Genomic DNA, 16,703 nt, shown 5'->3' on the forward strand with positions numbered 1-16,703 from the left:
AAAACGACTGGAGCTTCCATGACTGCTGTCCGCCTGCTCGTCCCTCTGAGCCTTGTCCTGCTTGCTGCGTGTGCGCAACAACCAAGGCAAATCGTCTCCGTTGAAAAGCAAAGCCAGTGCCCGTTGAAGCTGAAAACCGGGCAAACCTTGATCCTGACCCTGCCCAGTACACCCACTACCGGTTATCGATGGAAGGTGCAGACGCCTGCGTCGGGCGTGCTGCGCAGTTTAGGGCCGGAGGTCTATAGCAACCCGGAAGAGGCAGGGCTTGTGGGGAGCTCCGGGCAATCGGTATGGCGCTACCAGGCTGCCAGCGCGGGAGATGGGCAGCTGTTGATGATGTATCAACAGCCGTGGGCGCCTGAAGTGGCACCTGTTCAGACCTTCGATTGTGCGATCACGGTTAACTGAGGCTCAGCGCCCACATTCGCGAAAGCCCTGATGCGACCCGTCTGACAGGACACGTCGCATCCTGAGCGCAAACTGGCTAAAATGCCCGCCTTTTCGCCCTCTCCGCTGGAACCGCCGTGAGCAAAGAACCCGACCGCATTTTCGCCCAGCCCCTGGCCCAGGTGCCGGACTTCGCCTTTAACGAGGACGTGGTGCGGGTGTTTCCGGACATGATCAAACGTTCGGTACCGGGCTACCCGACTATTGTCGAAAACCTGGGTGTGCTTGCGGCGCAATTCGCTCAACCTAATAGCATTCTTTATGACCTGGGCAGCTCCCTCGGTGCCGTCACCCAATCGTTGCGCCGTCACGTGCGCAGTGAAGGCTGTCGCGTGATCGCTGTGGATAACTCGAGCGCGATGGTTGAGCGCTGCCGTGAATACCTGAAAGCTCAAGACTCGATGTTCCAGGAGTTGTTGCCGGTTGAAGTGATTGAGGGCGATATTCTTGCGCTGCAATTCCAGCCCGCTTCGGTGGTGGCGCTGAACTTCACCTTGCAGTTCGTTGCCCCGGAACAACGGTTGGCTTTACTCGGTCGCATCCGCCAGGCACTGGTGCCCGGTGGCGCGCTGATTCTTTCGGAAAAACTGCGTTTTAACGATGATCAGGAACATGCCCTGCTCACTGATTTACACATCGCGTTCAAACGCGCCAACGGCTACAGCGACTTGGAGATTTCCCAGAAGCGCAGCGCCATTGAAAACGTCATGAAACCAGACAGCCTCGAAGAACACCGTGATCGCCTATTGGCGGCCGGGTTTTCCAAGGTGGTCCCATGGTTTCAATGCCTTAACTTTGCCTCGTTGATTGCCCTGCCATGATTGATCTCGCTCCACTGGTCCGCCGTTTGGCGGGCACTCCCCTGGCTGAATGGGCCAACGGCCTGCAAGCACAACTTGATGCCAAAATGAGCAAAAGCCACGGCGACCTGCAGCGCTGGCAAAGCGCGCTGGACGCCCTGCCTGAATTAGTGCCGACACGCATTGATCTGGTTGAAAGCTTCACCCTTGATAACGACTGCGATGCCGATACGCGGGCGCAGTTGCACAAAGCGCTGATGGGCCTGTCACCGTGGCGCAAAGGACCGTTCGATGTGTTTGGTGTGCATATCGACACCGAATGGCGCTCGGACTGGAAATGGTCGCGGGTGTCACCGCACCTCGATTTAAAGGGCAAGCGCGTACTGGATGTGGGTTGCGGCAACGGCTATTACCAATGGCGCATGCTCGGTGCCGGGGCCGACAGCGTGATCGGCGTCGATCCAAACTGGCTGTTCTTTTGCCAGTTCCAGGCGATGCAACGCTATTTGCCCGACCTGCCTGCCTGGCACCTGCCGTTCGCCCTGGAAGACCTGCCAGCCAATCTCGAAGGCTTCGACACAGTATTTTCCATGGGCGTGCTTTATCACCGGCGCTCTCCCATTGACCATTTACTGGCGTTGAAAGACTGCCTGGTCAAAGGTGGCGAACTGGTGCTGGAGACGTTAGTGGTGAAAGGTGATGTGCAGCAAGTGCTGGTGCCGGAAGATCGCTACGCGCAGATGCGCAACGTCTGGTTCCTGCCGTCGGTACCGGCCCTTGAACTATGGTTGCGCCGTGCCGGATTTGTCGATGTGCGCTGCGTGGATGTCAGCATTACCACCGTCGAGGAACAGCGTGGCACCGACTGGATGCGCTTTCAGTCATTGAGCGACTACCTCGACCCGGCCGACCACAGTCGCACGGTGGAAGGCCTGCCCGCACCGATGCGCGCGGTGATCGTGGCGCGCAAGCCTTAGACCTCATCGTCTGAAAATCGGTCTTCGCGAATGGGTTGAATGGAGGTCTATCTAATTCAGCCCTTGGCAGCCGCTGCCAGTATCAATGCCTTCATTTCAGCCACGGCGGACTTGAAGCCGACGAAAAGCGCATGAGCCACCAGCGCGTGGCCAATGTTCAACTCGTTGATGCCCTTAATCGCCGCCACCGCTTCGACGTTGTGGTAGTGCAAACCGTGACCCGCGTTGACGATCAGGCCCTGGGCCAGGCCAAACGCCACCCCGTCAGCGATGCGTTTCAATTCTTCCGCGACTTCGCTCGGTGTTTGCGCGTCGGCATAACGGCCGGTGTGCAACTCGATGGCGGGCGCACCTATGCGTTTCGACGCGGCTATCTGCCGCTCATCAGGGTCGATGAACAACGATACTTCACAGCCGACTTTCGCCAGACGGTCCACTGCAGCCTTGATCCGCGCCTCTTGACCGGCAACGTCCAGACCGCCTTCGGTGGTCAGTTCCTGACGGGTTTCCGGGACCAGGCAAATGTGTGCCGGACGCAGACGCTCGGCGAACACGAGCATTTCTTCGGTGACGCCCATTTCGAAGTTCATGCGTGTTTGCAGTACATCCTTGAGCAACAGTACGTCGCGCTCCTGAATATGCCGACGGTCTTCACGCAAATGCACGGTGATGCCATCGGCACCCGCCTCTTCAGCATCCAGCGCTGCTTTCACCGGGTCCGGATAGCGGGTACCACGGGCCTGACGCAGGGTGGCGACATGGTCGATGTTCACGCCAAGAAGAATGCGAGTGTTATGGGTCACGGATCGCTCCTAGAAATTTGATCAAAACAGACCGCGCAAGCATAAAGCTTGCTCACGGCTTGCGAAACAGTTCACGGCTGACTAACGGGCGACCGCCAAGGTGCACGGCCAACGCTTGACGCATCAATCGCTTGGCTGCTGCCAGGGCACCCGTGGCGCTCCAATCGGCTTCAGCCATGGCCAACAACTCAGCCCCCTGAAACAGCCCCGGCTGCAACAACCATACTCGCTCCAGCCCGGCATCCACTTGCAAGCGATACAAGCCGTCGGCTTCCACCGGATCACCGTTGATGTCAGCGTCCAGATCGAAGCCGTAGCCCAGATCATCGAGCAGTCGCCATTCAAAGGAGCGCAACAAGGGTTCGAGCGGCCGACCTTCAGCCAGTGCCAGCAAGGTGGCGGCGTAATGATCGAAAACAGCGGGGTGAGGATCTTCGGCGGGCAGCAGACGGATCAGCAGTTCATTCAAGTAAAGACCGCTGAACAAGGCTTCGCCAACCAGCCAGGTGGAAAGGCCTGCGCTTTCCATGCGCCCGACATTTTTCAGTTCGCCCCGCCCGCGAAACTCGATTTCAAGCGGGACAAAGGGACGTGCCAGGGTGCCGGCCTTGCCGCGAGCGCTGCGCAGCACAGCTCGCAATCGGCCTTGCGGGGTAAGGAAATCGACCAATGCGCTGCTTTCGCGGTACGCCCGGCTGTGCAGCACATAAGCAAGTTGGCCGGTGGGCGTGCTCATCGTTCAGGCAGGCTCGCAGATCGCAGCAGTAGGAAGGGCATAGCCAGGAAAAGATGCGGCGTTGCCCGGTGATCGACGGCTAAGCGACCAATCACCAGGCCATGAGACTTACAGGTCGCCGTAGCCCAACGAACGCAGGGCGCGCTCGTCATCGGACCAGCCACCTTTGACCTTGACCCACAGGTTGAGCATGACCTTGGAGTCAAACAACAACTCCATGTCCCGGCGTGCATCTGTGCCGATACGTTTGATCCGCTCACCTTTGTCGCCAATGATGATTTTTTTCTGACCATCACGCTCGACCAGAATCAGCGCGTGGATGTGCAGGGTCTTGCCCTGCTGCTTGAATTCTTCGATTTCCACGGTGATCTGGTATGGCAACTCGGCACCGAGCTGACGCATGATCTTCTCGCGGACCAACTCGGCGGCCAGGAAACGGCTGCTGCGGTCGGTGATTTGATCTTCCGGGAAAAAGTGATCGTTTTCCGGCAAATGGGCGGCGATCAGGCCTTCAAGTGCTTCGAGGTTATGACCCTGTTGAGCAGAAATCGGCACGATCTGCGCATTCGGCAGTTGGCCTTGCAGCCACTCCAGGTGCGGCATCAGCGCGGCTTTGTCTTCAAGGCGGTCAGTCTTGTTGATCGCGAGAATCACCGGGCCTTGCACGTATTGCACACGCTCGAGCACCATCTGGTCTTCATCGGTCCAACGGGTACGGTCAACCACGAAAATCACCACGTCGACGTCTTTCAACGCGGCCGAGGCAGTCTTGTTCATGTAACGGTTGAGCGCTTTCTCGCCGTTCTTGTGCATGCCCGGGGTATCGACGTAGACCGCCTGTACCAAGCCTTCGGTCTTGATACCGAGCATGTTGTGGCGAGTGGTCTGCGGCTTGCGCGACGTGATCGCCAGTTTTTGCCCAAGGATGTGGTTCAGCAGCGTGGACTTGCCCACGTTGGGCCGGCCAACAATGGCAACATAGCCACAGCGTGTTGCAGTTGAATCAGTCATGGCCGTTCTCCACGCCAAGGGCAATGAGTGCTGCGGCCGCTGCTACCTGTTCGGCAATACGACGGCTAACACCCTGACCCCGGCTTTTTTCATTCAATAAGTTAATCTCGCACTCGACGAAAAACATTCGGCAGTGCGGCTCGCCCTGGATATCCACCACTTCGTAACGCGGCAGGTCACAGGCACGCGACTGGAGAAACTCCTGCAGCCGGGTTTTAGGATCTTTGTTGGTATCGACCAGGGTCAGGCTGTCGAACTCGGTGGTCAGCCAGGCCAACACGCGCTCACGCGCCATGTCCATGCCAGCATCCAGGTAGATCGCACCGATCAGCGCTTCCAGGGCGTCGGCCAGAATCGATTCGCGGCGAAAACCACCGCTTTTCAATTCGCCGGAGCCCAGGCGCAAGTACTCGCCCAAGTCGAAACCACGGGCCAGCAGGGCCAGTGTCTCGCCCTTCACCAGCCGCGCCCGCAAGCGCGACAACTGGCCTTCGCGCGCCAGAGGGAAGCGGTCGAACAAGGCTTCACCGGCGACGAAATTGAGAATGGCATCGCCGAGGAATTCCAGGCGCTCGTTATTACGCCCGGCAAAACTGCGGTGAGTCAGGGCCAGGATCATCAGTTCCTGGTCTTTAAAGGTGTAGCCGAGCTGACGCTCCAGGCGACTCAAGGAAACGCTCACGGTTTGCCCACGCTGAATTCGTGGTCGAACTTGACCACCAGATCAATGTTCTGGATCAGTGGCTCACGATTTTCGTATTTCAAATGGGCGAGAAACTTGTTGTTCTCCACCGTCACACTTAACGCCTTGTTCAAATCCAAATCCCGAATGCTGTTGACCTGCATGCCTTTACTGACATGGCTGTAAAAATCGCTGACCGTTGTAATTTCCAGCGTTTTGTCGGTTTCGACCGAGCTAATGATTTTCTTCATCGACATATAGTCGAGGTAATGCGGAATCAGTTTGAAGGCCGTGCTTGCCGCAAACGCGATCAAAGCCAAAGCCAGCAACCACCCCACGAACGACAAGCCTTTCTGCGAACCGGCAGGTGTCATGTTCGACCTCAAGCGTAGCTGTTCCATAGTGCCGGCAAGGTGTTCCATTGCCATCGTTTCAACGCAGCCCAAACGACGTACGGCGCTGTTGAGTACAGCGCCGTATTGGCTACTTGATCAGCCCAACCCGCGAGAAGTTCGGCAGGTGGCTCAGTTTCGGCTCAGGCCAGCTCATCCAGACAGCAAAGGCCTTGCCGACGATATTCTTGTCGGGAACCATGCCCAGCTCATCCTTGGGAATGTTTGGATCATCCCAGAAACGGCTGTCGTTCGAGTTGTCCCGGTTGTCACCCATCATGAAGTAGTGCCCGGCCGGCACAGTCCACTCATGATCTGGTGGTGCACGGTAGCGGCTCATTTCCTGGCGAATCTGGTGTTCAACGGCACCAAGCTGCTCAAGATAAAGATCCGCGCTGCCCAAGGTCCCCGGCTCGGAGCCAATCAGTTGTTTGGCCACCAAATCACCGTTGACGAACAGACGCTTGTCGCTGGTGTAACGGATCTGATCACCTGGCAAACCGACCACACGCTTGATGTAGTTGACGGTCGGGTCGCTTGGGTAACGGAACACCATCACATCGCCGCGTTGAGGATCACCGATCCGAATCACTTTCTGATCCAGCACCGGCAGGCGAATACCGTAGGAGAACTTGTTCACGAGGATGAAATCACCCACGTCCAGTGTTGGCTTCATCGACCCTGAAGGGATCTGGAAGGGCTCGACCAGAAATGAGCGCAGCACCAGCACGATAAACAGCACCGGAAAGAATGATTTGCCGTATTCAACCAGCAAAGGCTCTTTGTCCAGGCGTTCCAATACCGCGACATCCGGCTGGCTGACGCTGCCCTGATAAGTCGCGATGGCAGTCCGCCGGCGTGGTGCCAGAATGAGCAAATCGAGCAATGCAAGTGAACCGCATACGACGACAGCGATGACCAACAACAGCGGGAAATTTAGTGACATAGGACCTAACTATCCAACCTGAGCACTGCAAGGAAGGCTTCCTGTGGAATTTCCACGTTACCTACTTGCTTCATGCGTTTTTTACCGGCCTTTTGCTTCTCGAGCAGTTTACGCTTACGGCTTACGTCACCGCCGTAACATTTGGCCAGTACGTTCTTTCTGAGTGCCTTGACGGATGTACGCGCTATAACCTGCCCGCCAATGGCGGCCTGGATTGCTACGTCGAACATCTGCCGCGGGATCAGTTCCTTCATCTTTTCGGTCAACGCGCGACCTTTATAATTCGCCGTATCGCGATGCACGATCAACGCCAGGGCGTCGACTTTTTCACCGTTGATCAATACATCGAGCTTGACCAGATTTGCTGACTGATAACGGTTGAAATGATAGTCCAGAGACGCATAACCACGGCTCACTGACTTGAGACGGTCGAAGAAGTCCAGGACCACTTCGTTCATCGGCAGGTCGTAAGTCACTTGCACCTGAGTCCCCAGGAACAACATGTCGTGCTGTACACCACGCTTTTCAATGCACAATGTAATGACGTTGCCCAGGTGCTCTTGCGGCACAAGAATATTCGCCCGCACGATCGGCTCGCGCATGTCTTCGATTACGGACTGATCAGGAAGCTTGGACGGGTTGTCGACGTAAATCGTTTCACCGGTCTTCAACAGTAATTCAAAAATTACCGTTGGCGCGGTGGTGATCAGGTCCAGATCGTACTCGCGCTCCAGACGCTCCTGGATGATCTCCATGTGGAGCATGCCCAGGAATCCGCAACGGAAGCCGAAACCCAGTGCGTCGGAGCTTTCTGGCGAATACTGCAGGGACGAGTCGTTGAGCGTCAGTTTTTGCAACGCTTCGCGGAAGTCCTCGAAGTCATCCGAGCTGACCGGGAACAGACCGGCATACACCTGCGGCTGAACACGTTTGAAGCCTGGCAGTACATCCACGTCGGGCGTAGTGTTCAAGGTCAGGGTGTCGCCGACAGGGGCGCCGTGAATATCCTTGATACCCGCGATGATGAAGCCTACTTCACCGGCTTTCAGGTCAACGGTCTGCGTATGTTTGGGGGAGAAAACACCCACGCTGTCGACCAGATGCACCTTGCCGGTGGACTTGACCAGGATTTTGTCGCCCTTGCGTACGCAACCGTGGCGTACACGCACCAGCGAGACAACGCCCAGGTAGTTGTCAAACCAGGAATCGATGATCAACGCTTGCAGCGGATCTTCGATGTTGCCGGTCGGCGCGGGAATGGTGTGAACCAGACGTTCAAGCACTTCATCGACGCCCAGACCGGTCTTGGCCGAGCAGGCGACCGCGTCGGTTGCATCGATACCGATGATTTTCTCGATTTCTTCCTTGACGCGGTCCGGGTCGGCCTGCGGCAAGTCGATCTTGTTGAGTACCGGCATGACCTCAAGGCCCTGCTCGATAGCGGTGTAGCAGTTAGCGACGGACTGGGCTTCGACCCCTTGACCCGCATCGACAACCAACAACGCGCCTTCGCAGGCCGCAAGAGACCGGCTGACTTCATAGGTGAAGTCTACGTGACCTGGGGTGTCGATGAAGTTCAGCTGGTAGGTTTTGCCGTCCAGCGCTTTGTAATACAGGGTAACGCTATGGGCCTTGATGGTGATGCCGCGTTCGCGTTCCAGGTCCATGGAATCGAGGACTTGAGCTTCCATTTCGCGCTCGGACAAGCCACCGCACATCTGAATGAAGCGGTCGGCCAGCGTCGACTTGCCATGGTCAATGTGGGCGATGATGGAGAAATTGCGGATATGACTCAAATCACTCACGGATCAACACTCAAAAAGGTTGCAGGCAGATTGCCCGCCGAAAAATAGCCGGGAATTGTACCTGATGGAAGACTGGGGCGTCACGTTCGCAGGCCACACCAGCGGTCAGTAACCGCATTCTCTGGACGACAGGTGCAAAAAAGGGCGGTGATCACCGCCCTTTTCGTCACGCCAATCTGTTACTCGGCCAATTTGAAGGTGATGAAGCTAGCCCGACCCTGACGCAGAACGCGCATGGACACGGAACGATTCTTCGGCAACTCCTTGGCAACCTCGGTGAAGTTCGTGGCCGACGTGATCGCCTGATTGTTCAGATGAGTGATCACATCGCCCGGTTGCAAGCCGATCAAGGCTGCAGGACCGTCCTGCACTTCCTTGATGACCACGCCACCCTTGAGGTCGTAGCTTTTTTTCTGTTCAGCGGTCAGATCGGCTACCGACACACCCAGGCGATTGCTGCTGCGCTCGACGCCAGAATCCGGAACATCCATTTCCTGACCTTCTTCGGGCAGCGCGCCGATGGTCACGGTCAAGTGTTTACGCTTGCCGTCACGGATCACTTCCAGATCGGCCTTGCTGCCGTCTTTCAGATTGCCGACCAGATGTGGCAAGTCGGCAGACATCACAATCGGCTGACCATTGGCACTGAGGATAACGTCACCCACCAGCACGCCGCCTTTCGCCGCAGGACCGTTCTCCAACACCTGAGCCACCAACGCACCGGCCGGCTTATCCAGACCGAAGGATTCAGCCAGGTCTTTGTTGACCTCCTGAATCACCACCCCCAACCAGCCACGATTGACCTTGCCGCCCGCTTTCAACTGGTTCGCGACATCCATCGCGACGTCGATCGGGATGGCAAACGACAAACCCATGAAACCACCGGAGCGGGTGAATATCTGGGAGTTGATCCCGACCACTTCGCCAGACATGTTGAACAGCGGACCGCCGGAGTTACCCGGATTGATCGCGACATCGGTCTGGATGAACGGTACATAAGTATCGTTCGGCAGGCTGCGGCCCTTGGCGCTGACGATACCCTTGGTCACCGAGTGATCGAAGCCGAATGGTGAACCAATGGCCAGCACCCACTCACCGACTTTCAGTTTGTCGGAGTTGCCAATCTTGACGACTGGCAGGTCTTTGCCCTCGATCTTCAAGACCGCGACATCCGTACGCGGATCAGTGCCAATCAATTTGGCCTTCAACTCGCTACGGTCGGAAAGACGCACGAGAATTTCATCCGCGCCGTCGATGACATGGTTGTTGGTCAACACATAACCGTCGGCAGAAATAATAAAGCCGGAACCCAAAGACTGGATTTCGCGCTGACGATCACCTTTGGGCGTGCGTTGCCCCTTAGGCATGTTGCGTTCAAAGAACTCTCGAAGCTGAGGTGGCAACCCTTCCAGATCAGGCATTTGAGCGTTCGCGACAGAGCGCTCAGGCATTTTCTGGCGGGTACTGATGTTCACTACAGCGGGCGAGGCCTGCACAACCAGATCGGTGAAGTCAGGCAAAGCCTCCGCCTGCGCGGTGGCCATCTGACCCAGTATCAGGACTGCAGTGACAATTGACAGGTAAGACTTCAAGCGTGGAATCAACATACGGCTCCCGTTCACAACGAGCATGGTTAAACAGTACGGGCCAAGGGGCCCGCGGAGCATGTGCGCATCACAAGCAATCGCTGCGCGCCTCTGTGGGGCATTTTTTTACCCCAGAAACGACGAAGGCCAGAGCTGCCAAGCCATGACCTATAAAAAAAATCGAAGTTTTTTGCAACCTGGAAGTATCACCAAACATGTCAGCATCTCGGCCGCAAGACAAGCACAGGCTTGCCTTGCAGAGAAAACAGCCTGAAATAAACGTCTCTCATCCCGGGCACTGCCTCCAATCCTTGCTTACCCAGCCGCTCACTTGGTGGCTGGCTGGGCTTGATCATCAGCGCTACGCATCGAGAGCGCAATCCGCTCTGCGGTGCCTATCGGTATTTCTCCCACCACAGTGACCATGGCGTCTCCGACAGCTGTCGTCACCCGACGCGACACCGCCACTGTCGGACCGAACTGGGTCCGGATATCAGTAACAGCATCTCCGTTCAACGGCTCGATAAAAACAGAGAATCGTGCAAGCCCGTCGTCGTACATCAAACTAGTCACCAAAGTCTTGGTAACCGGATCCTTGCGCACCGCACTGCTGCTCAACTCGAAGCCGTCCGGCAACCAGTCAGAGCGCCACGTGGAACGAACATTCGGTGCTTCGTCCCTGGTTTTGACCATCTGTACCGGCTTGCAATCAGGACTGACTTCAAGCATTTGATCGGTTGGGATGTCCCGGGTATCAAGCTCGGTAAACTGGAAGCGTTCGAGCAGCTGACCTTTATCGTTCAACAGCAACGACTTCAACGGCAATGCTGTTTCGCTGTCCAGGTGCAATTCGACGCCGTAGCGGTGTTGATCTCGAGGCGTCATCGAAATGATGATTGCATCACGACCCGCAACCCGCGATTTCCCGACGACTTTCATATCATACCAAGCAGATAGCTTTTTCGAGTCAAGACCCCGTGCCGACGAGTCGCGCACATTGACTACCCCGGCTACAAGCGTGCCGCTGACGCATTGGGTAAGCCCATCAACGCGCAGCACTTCCTGTGCAGAACCATCCAGCTGAAGCAGATGCTCACGAACCTTGCCATCAGTCACACGATGCCAAATACGGTGGGTAGAGAAACTACCGTTACGCTCGTAAACGAAAGTGCCTTGGAAACTTTGTGTCTGGTCAGCCTGCGCAAAACGCTTGAGCATGTTTTGCGCGTCATCGGCATGCGCCGGAAGAACCAGCCATCCAACGAGTAGAAGCGGTAATAGAGGGATGGCGCGCATGATCCTCCTTAACGGTTTTCCAGGCTGGCAGCACGAGCATACGGCAAGGCACTTTCGGTGCCCTTCAAAGCGGCTTGCTGAGCATGTTGACGCAGATAGCCTGGCAGACGCTGATCATGCCAGCCAGTCTGACCTTGCAAGACACCACTGGCCATCGGACCCGGGGCTTGCTCGGCGCTTTCGTTGTAACCGGCCAATACTGCAGGGCCTTTTACTTGTGGTACCGACAGATTCGCTGGCTGAGCGGCTTGCTGCGCCAATTCAACACCCGCGATTTCATCCTGATTGTACAAACGTACACCGGCCAACACAGCAACGGTTACCGACGCGGCAACGGCCAGTCGGCCCAAGCTGCGCCAAGGGCTACGGCTTGTCTTGAGCGGAGTAACTTCATCGGCGATCGCAGCAGAAACAGCCGCCGATATATCCAGATGAGGCAGCAACAAGTCTTTGTGCATGGCTGCACGGGCAACTTGATAACGCGACCATGTGGCACGTGTATCCGCATCGCCGAAGGCATTCAATACCCGGCGCAATTCCAATTCATCCGCTTCGTTATCCATCACCGCGGACAGCGATTCCTGCAGGGCTTCACGACTCATGGCGGTTCCTCTCTTGGCTATCGCCGCTGTCTCAGGAGTCCTGCAACAAGGGTTGCAGGGCTTTGTCTATGGCTTCCCGAGCGCGGAAAATGCGAGAGCGCACGGTACCCACCGGACACTGCATGACGCTCGCAATGTCCTCGTAACTCAGACCATCGAATTCACGTAAAGTTAGGGCTGTCCGTAAATCTTCTGGAAGTAACTGGATAGTTCGATGGACAGTGCCCTCGATCTCATCCCTCAACAATGCGCGCTCTGGCGACTCGATATCCTTGAGGCCATGATCGCCATCGTAGAACTCCGCGTCTTCAGACCTTACATCGCTGTCCGGTGGTCGCCGACCGCGCGACACCAAATAGTTTTTTGCCGTATTAATAGCGATGCGGTACAGCCATGTATAAAAAGCGCTGTCGCCGCGAAAGTTACCCAGTGCACGATAAGCCTTGATAAAGGCCTCCTGTGCAACATCCTGCGCTTCATGGGTGTCGTGCACAAATCGCACGATCAAACCAAGAATCTTGTGCTGGTATTTCAGCACGAGCAGATCAAAAGCTCGCTTGTCGCCGCGTTGTACGCGCTCGACCAGCTGCTGATCTTCTTCCTGGGTCAACATGAACGCTCCTCATTGAAGCTGAAGGAGTGTTGCATCAACCCTTGAACAGGCTTGCAAACATAGACTCGGGCTTTGCGCAAAAGTTCTCCCCTCTCAGCAAGTTTCCTGCGGGCAGTCATCAGACCCGCACGAAAAACGCAGCCCGGACATGGCCGGCTACGTGAATAATCTTGTCGTCGAATACGCGCGTGGTGGAAGCTGCTTTTGACCCCCCGCAAATACCCAACATGTTCCTTTATAGGCAACCTGCTATTGAGCCCAGGCGTGCATGAAAAGTTCCCGGGGTCCGCGCTCAGGTGTAAGAAGCTCACTGCGGCTCTCGAGTAAATGCTGATTCAGCCTTGAAACAATCGCAACACGGACCCTTTTGCAGGGAAAACGGTGTGCATCATCGTTCCGACTGGAGCACAATCCGAGCCCGCCGTGGTTTCACAATGCCATAAAAGCGCGGCTATTGTGCCGATCCACCCCTCTATATACTAGTGGCCGCCAAGCTCGGAATTCAGACATGAGCCAACATTTCCAACACGACGTCCTGGTAATTGGCAGCGGTGCCGCAGGGCTGAGCCTTGCGCTAACCTTACCGAGCCATTTACGCGTTGCCGTTTTGAGCAAGGGCGACCTGGCCAGCGGCTCGACATTCTGGGCCCAGGGCGGCGTTGCCGCCGTGCTGGACGACACCGACACCGTGCAATCCCATGTCGAAGACACCCTGAATGCTGGCGGTGGCCTGTGCCATGAAGACGCTGTGCGCTTCACCGTCGAGCACAGCCGCGAGGCCATTCAGTGGCTGATCGACCAAGGCGTGCCGTTTACTCGCGATGACCAGTCAACCACGGAAGACGGCGGTTTCGAGTTTCACCTGACCCGAGAAGGTGGCCATAGCCATCGGCGTATCATCCATGCCGCCGATGCAACAGGCGCTGCGATTTTCAAAACCCTGCTCGCGCAAGCCCGGCTCAGGCCCAACATTGAACTACTGGAACAGCGCGTCGCGGTCGATCTGATCACCGAACGTCGCTTGGGTCTGGACGGTCAACGGTGCCTGGGCGCCTACGTGCTCAATCGCGCCACCGGCGAAGTCGACACCTACGGCGCGCGCTTTACCGCCTTGGCGTCCGGTGGCGCGGCGAAGGTTTACCTGTACACCAGCAACCCTGACGGAGCCTGCGGTGACGGCATAGCGATGGCCTGGCGCTCCGGTTGCCGGGTGGCGAATCTGGAATTCAACCAGTTTCACCCTACTTGCCTGTATCACCCACAAGCCAAAAGTTTTCTGGTAACCGAAGCCCTGCGCGGAGAAGGCGCCTGGCTAAAACTGCCGAACGGCGAGCGCTTCATGCAGCGCTTCGATCCTCGGGCCGAACTGGCGCCACGAGACATCGTGGCCCGAGCTATCGACCATGAAATGAAGCGTCTGGGCGTTGATTGCGTGTACCTGGACATCAGCCATAAACCGGCAGAATTCATCAAGACCCATTTCCCGACGGTCTACGAGCGCTGCCTTGAGTTTTCCATCGACATCACCAAGCAGCCGATCCCGGTGGTGCCGGCCGCGCATTACACATGTGGCGGCGTGATGGTCAACGAACAGAGCCGCACCGACGTGCCAGGCCTTTACGCCATCGGCGAAACCAGTTTCACCGGCCTGCACGGCGCCAACCGCATGGCCAGTAATTCGCTGCTGGAATGCTTCGTCTACGCCCGCTCTGCCGCCGCCGATATCGTTGAGCAACTGCCCAATGTACCCCAGCCTGAGGCGCTACCGACCTGGGATGCAAGCCAGGTCACCGACTCCGACGAAGACGTGATCATTGCCCACAACTGGGATGAGTTGCGGCGGTTCATGTGGGACTACGTGGGTATCGTGCGCACCAACAAGCGCTTGCAACGTGCCCAGCATCGGGTGCGCTTGCTGCTGGACGAGATCGACGAGTTCTACAGCAACTATAAAGTCAGCCGCGACCTGATCGAACTGCGCAACCTAGCGCAAGTGGCAGAGTTGATGATCCGCTCGGCCATGGAACGCAAGGAAAGCCGGGGATTGCACTACACGCTGGACTACCCAGACATGCTGCCTGAGGCCCTGGACACTATTCTGGTGCCGCCCACCTACGTCGGCTGAACTTCAACCGCACGCGCAAACGCCGGTGTACTTCCGGCGCCAACGCGTCGCGTGGAATGCACACACTGCGCACCCGCCGCCCAACGACGCCAGACGCTCCTGCCAGACGAAAACGCAGCACCACCGCCAAAGGGCAGCGCCAGACTGTCTCGACGCAGTTGCACCGCCTTCCAGCCTGAACGAGCACTCCAAAGCTGCCAACCGTCAGCATCACGGCGTAAACCGGTGAACGCCGAGGGACTGCTCAGTAAAATGAAGCGCGGCAGTGCCCAGCCTCCATGCATCAGGCACAGCAAAACACCGAGCGCGCCTGCCCAGTCGGGGACATCAAGAAAATATAACGAAACCAGGGCCAACGCCTGAGCGATCAGATAGGCCGTCAGCAGGAGCCGTGAGGCCTGCCAACGGCATTCGAAACGATCACTTCGGCTGGACACGATCCAGAATCATGCGAACCATGCGCTGCAGCTCCGGATCTTCAGATTCGGCGCGCTGCATGAACCAGCCGAACATATCCTGATCTTCACACGTCAGCAATTTGCGATAAAGATCGCGATCTTCGGCATTAAGGGTGGAATAAACCTCCCTTACAAAAGGTACCAGCAACACGTCCAGCTCAAGCATGCCACGACGGCTGTGCCAATAAAGCCGGTTGAGTTCAACGTCATCGACCATGGAGCGCTCCTCAAATAGGCGGCAAGTATACAGGCGCAGTTCCAGAAGGCGCACTGCGCTTTGGTCGCAGCAGTTTTCAACGACGTGTGATCGCGCCTGTACCCATTCTGCAGACACCGCACTATCATGGTGCCCAGACTTTTTACTCTGCGATGACTAATGGCCGACTCAGCTTTTTTCTGCACGCTGTCCCACGAGGGCATTCTCGCCGTCCGCGGTCCTGACGCCAGCAAGTTCCTACAGGGCCAATTGAGCTGCAATCTCAATTACCTGAACGACACCACCGCGACCCTGGGTGCACGCTGCACGCAGAAAGGCCGCATGCAATCGAGCTTCCGCATCCTGCTTGAAGGCGATGGCTGCCTGCTGGCAATGGCGTCTGAACTGATTGAGCCGCAATTGGCTGATTTAAAGAAATATGCGGTGTTCTCCAAATCAAAGCTGACCGACGAAAGCCCGGCCTGGGTCCGTTTCGGCCTCAGCAACGGCGACGACACACTGATAGCGCTGGGGCTGGATGTGCCGCAAGCGTCAGACAGCGTGACGCGGGCCAATGGCCTGATCGCCATTCGCGTATCTCCTGCCCGTACTGAACTGTGGGTGCCGGCCGATCAGGCCGAAAACGTACGGGCTCGTCTTGCGGCGCAACTGGCTCAGGGCACATTGAATGACTGGCTGCTGGGTCAGATTCGCGCCGGCATCGGTCAAGTGACGGGCGGTACTCGGGAAACCTTCATTCCGCAGATGATCAACCTGCAAGCCGTGGGCGGCGTGAGCTTCAAGAAAGGCTGCTACACCGGCCAGGAAATCGTCGCGCGCATGCAGTACCTGGGCAAACTCAAGCGACGACTGTATCGCTTGACCCTGACTGGCGCTGAAATCCCTGAGCCCGGCACGCCACTGTTCTCGCCGGTTCATGCCAGCGCCGTGGGCGAAGTCGTGATTGCCGCGCAGGCAACCAACGGTATCGAGCTGTTGGCGGTGTTGCAGGCCGAAGCGGTGGAGGACGGGAATATCCGACTCGGCACTCTGGAAGGCCCGGCGCTGCTGTTGACCGACCTGCCTTATACATTGGACGCCAAGCTCGAAACCCAGCGTTGATCGCGGCAAGTACCCTCTTCCCCGCTCAAACCAAAAAACCGAAAAATCACCCCAAGCGCTCGTCGAGCGCTTAGGGCTCGGATCACGCAATACCAAGAGATTC

17 protein-coding genes and 1 pseudogene are annotated in these 16,703 nt (G+C 57.1%); 5 read left to right on the forward strand and 13 right to left on the reverse strand.

Translation table 11 applies throughout. From position 1 onward, the window contains the following. Positions 1 to 18: 18 nt before the first annotated feature. The 3 genes from QN399_RS01380 to cmoB all read left to right on the forward strand — a co-directional run bounded on the left by QN399_RS01380 (position 19) and on the right by cmoB (position 2,227). On the forward strand, positions 19 to 411 hold the full coding sequence (locus QN399_RS01380; protein ID WP_322181508.1) for a protease inhibitor I42 family protein: 393 nt from the start codon (positions 19 to 21) through the stop codon (positions 409 to 411). 116 nt (positions 412 to 527) lie between these two features. Next, positions 528 to 1,271: a carboxy-S-adenosyl-L-methionine synthase CmoA gene (gene cmoA / locus QN399_RS01385; RefSeq protein ID WP_322217634.1), complete on the forward strand. Its 744-nt coding sequence runs from the start codon at positions 528 to 530 to the stop codon at positions 1,269 to 1,271. After that, positions 1,268 to 2,227, forward strand: a complete 960-nt coding sequence (gene cmoB / locus QN399_RS01390; RefSeq protein ID WP_322217636.1) for a tRNA 5-methoxyuridine(34)/uridine 5-oxyacetic acid(34) synthase CmoB — start codon at positions 1,268 to 1,270, stop codon at positions 2,225 to 2,227. The genes cmoA and cmoB overlap by 4 nt, the downstream gene beginning before the upstream one ends. A 56-nt stretch (positions 2,228 to 2,283) precedes the next feature. On the opposite strand, the gene pdxJ is transcribed toward cmoB, so the two are convergent. From pdxJ to rpoE, 11 genes are all read right to left on the reverse strand, one after another. Next, on the reverse strand, positions 2,284 to 3,030 hold the full coding sequence (gene pdxJ, locus QN399_RS01395) for a pyridoxine 5'-phosphate synthase (RefSeq protein ID WP_322217638.1): 747 nt from the start codon (positions 3,028 to 3,030) through the stop codon (positions 2,284 to 2,286). Positions 3,031 to 3,082: 52 nt separating this feature from the next. Then, positions 3,083 to 3,766 carry a DNA repair protein RecO gene (recO, locus tag QN399_RS01400; RefSeq protein WP_219062098.1) on the reverse strand — a complete coding sequence of 228 codons (684 nt, stop codon included), beginning with the start codon at positions 3,764 to 3,766 and terminating at the stop codon, positions 3,083 to 3,085. Positions 3,767 to 3,874: 108 nt separating this feature from the next. Further along, a complete protein-coding gene (gene era / locus QN399_RS01405; RefSeq protein WP_322181517.1) occupies positions 3,875 to 4,777 on the reverse strand; it encodes a GTPase Era in 903 nt (300 codons plus the stop codon). Then, positions 4,770 to 5,459, reverse strand: a complete 690-nt coding sequence (rnc, locus tag QN399_RS01410) for a ribonuclease III (RefSeq protein ID WP_322181519.1) — start codon at positions 5,457 to 5,459, stop codon at positions 4,770 to 4,772. The genes era and rnc overlap by 8 nt, the downstream gene beginning before the upstream one ends. Then, positions 5,456 to 5,833, reverse strand: a complete 378-nt coding sequence (locus tag QN399_RS01415; RefSeq protein ID WP_322181521.1) for a DUF4845 domain-containing protein — start codon at positions 5,831 to 5,833, stop codon at positions 5,456 to 5,458. The genes rnc and QN399_RS01415 overlap by 4 nt, the downstream gene beginning before the upstream one ends. Positions 5,834 to 5,942: 109 nt before the next feature. Next, positions 5,943 to 6,797, reverse strand: a complete 855-nt coding sequence (gene lepB / locus QN399_RS01420; protein WP_322181523.1) for a signal peptidase I — start codon at positions 6,795 to 6,797, stop codon at positions 5,943 to 5,945. Positions 6,798 to 6,802: 5 nt separating this feature from the next. Then, entirely contained in the window at positions 6,803 to 8,602 is a 1,800-nt protein-coding gene (gene lepA, locus QN399_RS01425; RefSeq protein ID WP_322181525.1) for a translation elongation factor 4, read from the reverse strand. 179 nt (positions 8,603 to 8,781) lie between these two features. Beyond that, positions 8,782 to 10,203 carry a DegQ family serine endoprotease gene (locus QN399_RS01430; RefSeq protein ID WP_322182832.1) on the reverse strand — a complete coding sequence of 474 codons (1,422 nt, stop codon included), beginning with the start codon at positions 10,201 to 10,203 and terminating at the stop codon, positions 8,782 to 8,784. A 312-nt stretch (positions 10,204 to 10,515) separates the two neighbouring features. Beyond that, positions 10,516 to 11,484: a MucB/RseB C-terminal domain-containing protein gene (locus QN399_RS01435; RefSeq protein WP_322181527.1), complete on the reverse strand. Its 969-nt coding sequence runs from the start codon at positions 11,482 to 11,484 to the stop codon at positions 10,516 to 10,518. Between the two features lie 8 nt (positions 11,485 to 11,492). Beyond that, the gene (locus QN399_RS01440) at positions 11,493 to 12,086 is read right to left on the reverse strand and encodes an anti sigma-E factor RseA C-terminal domain-containing protein (protein ID WP_322181529.1); all 594 of its coding nucleotides are present in this window, start codon (positions 12,084 to 12,086) and stop codon (positions 11,493 to 11,495) included. Positions 12,087 to 12,117: 31 nt separating this feature from the next. Beyond that, positions 12,118 to 12,699, reverse strand: a complete 582-nt coding sequence (gene rpoE / locus QN399_RS01445; protein WP_219062107.1) for an RNA polymerase sigma factor RpoE — start codon at positions 12,697 to 12,699, stop codon at positions 12,118 to 12,120. 508 nt (positions 12,700 to 13,207) lie between these two features. Here rpoE and nadB point away from each other — a divergent pair. Further along, positions 13,208 to 14,824 (forward strand): L-aspartate oxidase, encoded by a 1,617-nt coding sequence (gene nadB / locus QN399_RS01450; protein WP_322181531.1) that lies wholly within the window; start codon positions 13,208 to 13,210, stop codon positions 14,822 to 14,824. Here the strand turns inward: nadB and QN399_RS01455 are convergent. Together QN399_RS01455 and QN399_RS01460 are read right to left on the reverse strand one after the other, a co-directional pair. After that, positions 14,793 to 15,261 (reverse strand): annotated as a pseudogene (locus tag QN399_RS01455) (protein YgfX). The gene nadB and the pseudogene QN399_RS01455 sit on opposite strands and share 32 nt — an antisense overlap. Next, positions 15,245 to 15,499 carry a succinate dehydrogenase assembly factor 2 gene (locus tag QN399_RS01460; protein WP_322181535.1) on the reverse strand — a complete coding sequence of 85 codons (255 nt, stop codon included), beginning with the start codon at positions 15,497 to 15,499 and terminating at the stop codon, positions 15,245 to 15,247. The pseudogene QN399_RS01455 and the gene QN399_RS01460 overlap by 17 nt, the downstream one beginning before the upstream one ends. Before the next feature lie 159 nt (positions 15,500 to 15,658). Here QN399_RS01460 and QN399_RS01465 point away from each other — a divergent pair, with 159 nt between their 5' ends. After that, entirely contained in the window at positions 15,659 to 16,600 is a 942-nt protein-coding gene (locus QN399_RS01465; RefSeq protein WP_322181537.1) for a folate-binding protein YgfZ, read from the forward strand. Positions 16,601 to 16,703 lie beyond the last annotated feature (103 nt).

It is taken from the genome of Pseudomonas sp. 10C3, assembly GCF_036346185.1.
Lineage (GTDB): Bacteria > Pseudomonadota > Gammaproteobacteria > Pseudomonadales > Pseudomonadaceae > Aquipseudomonas.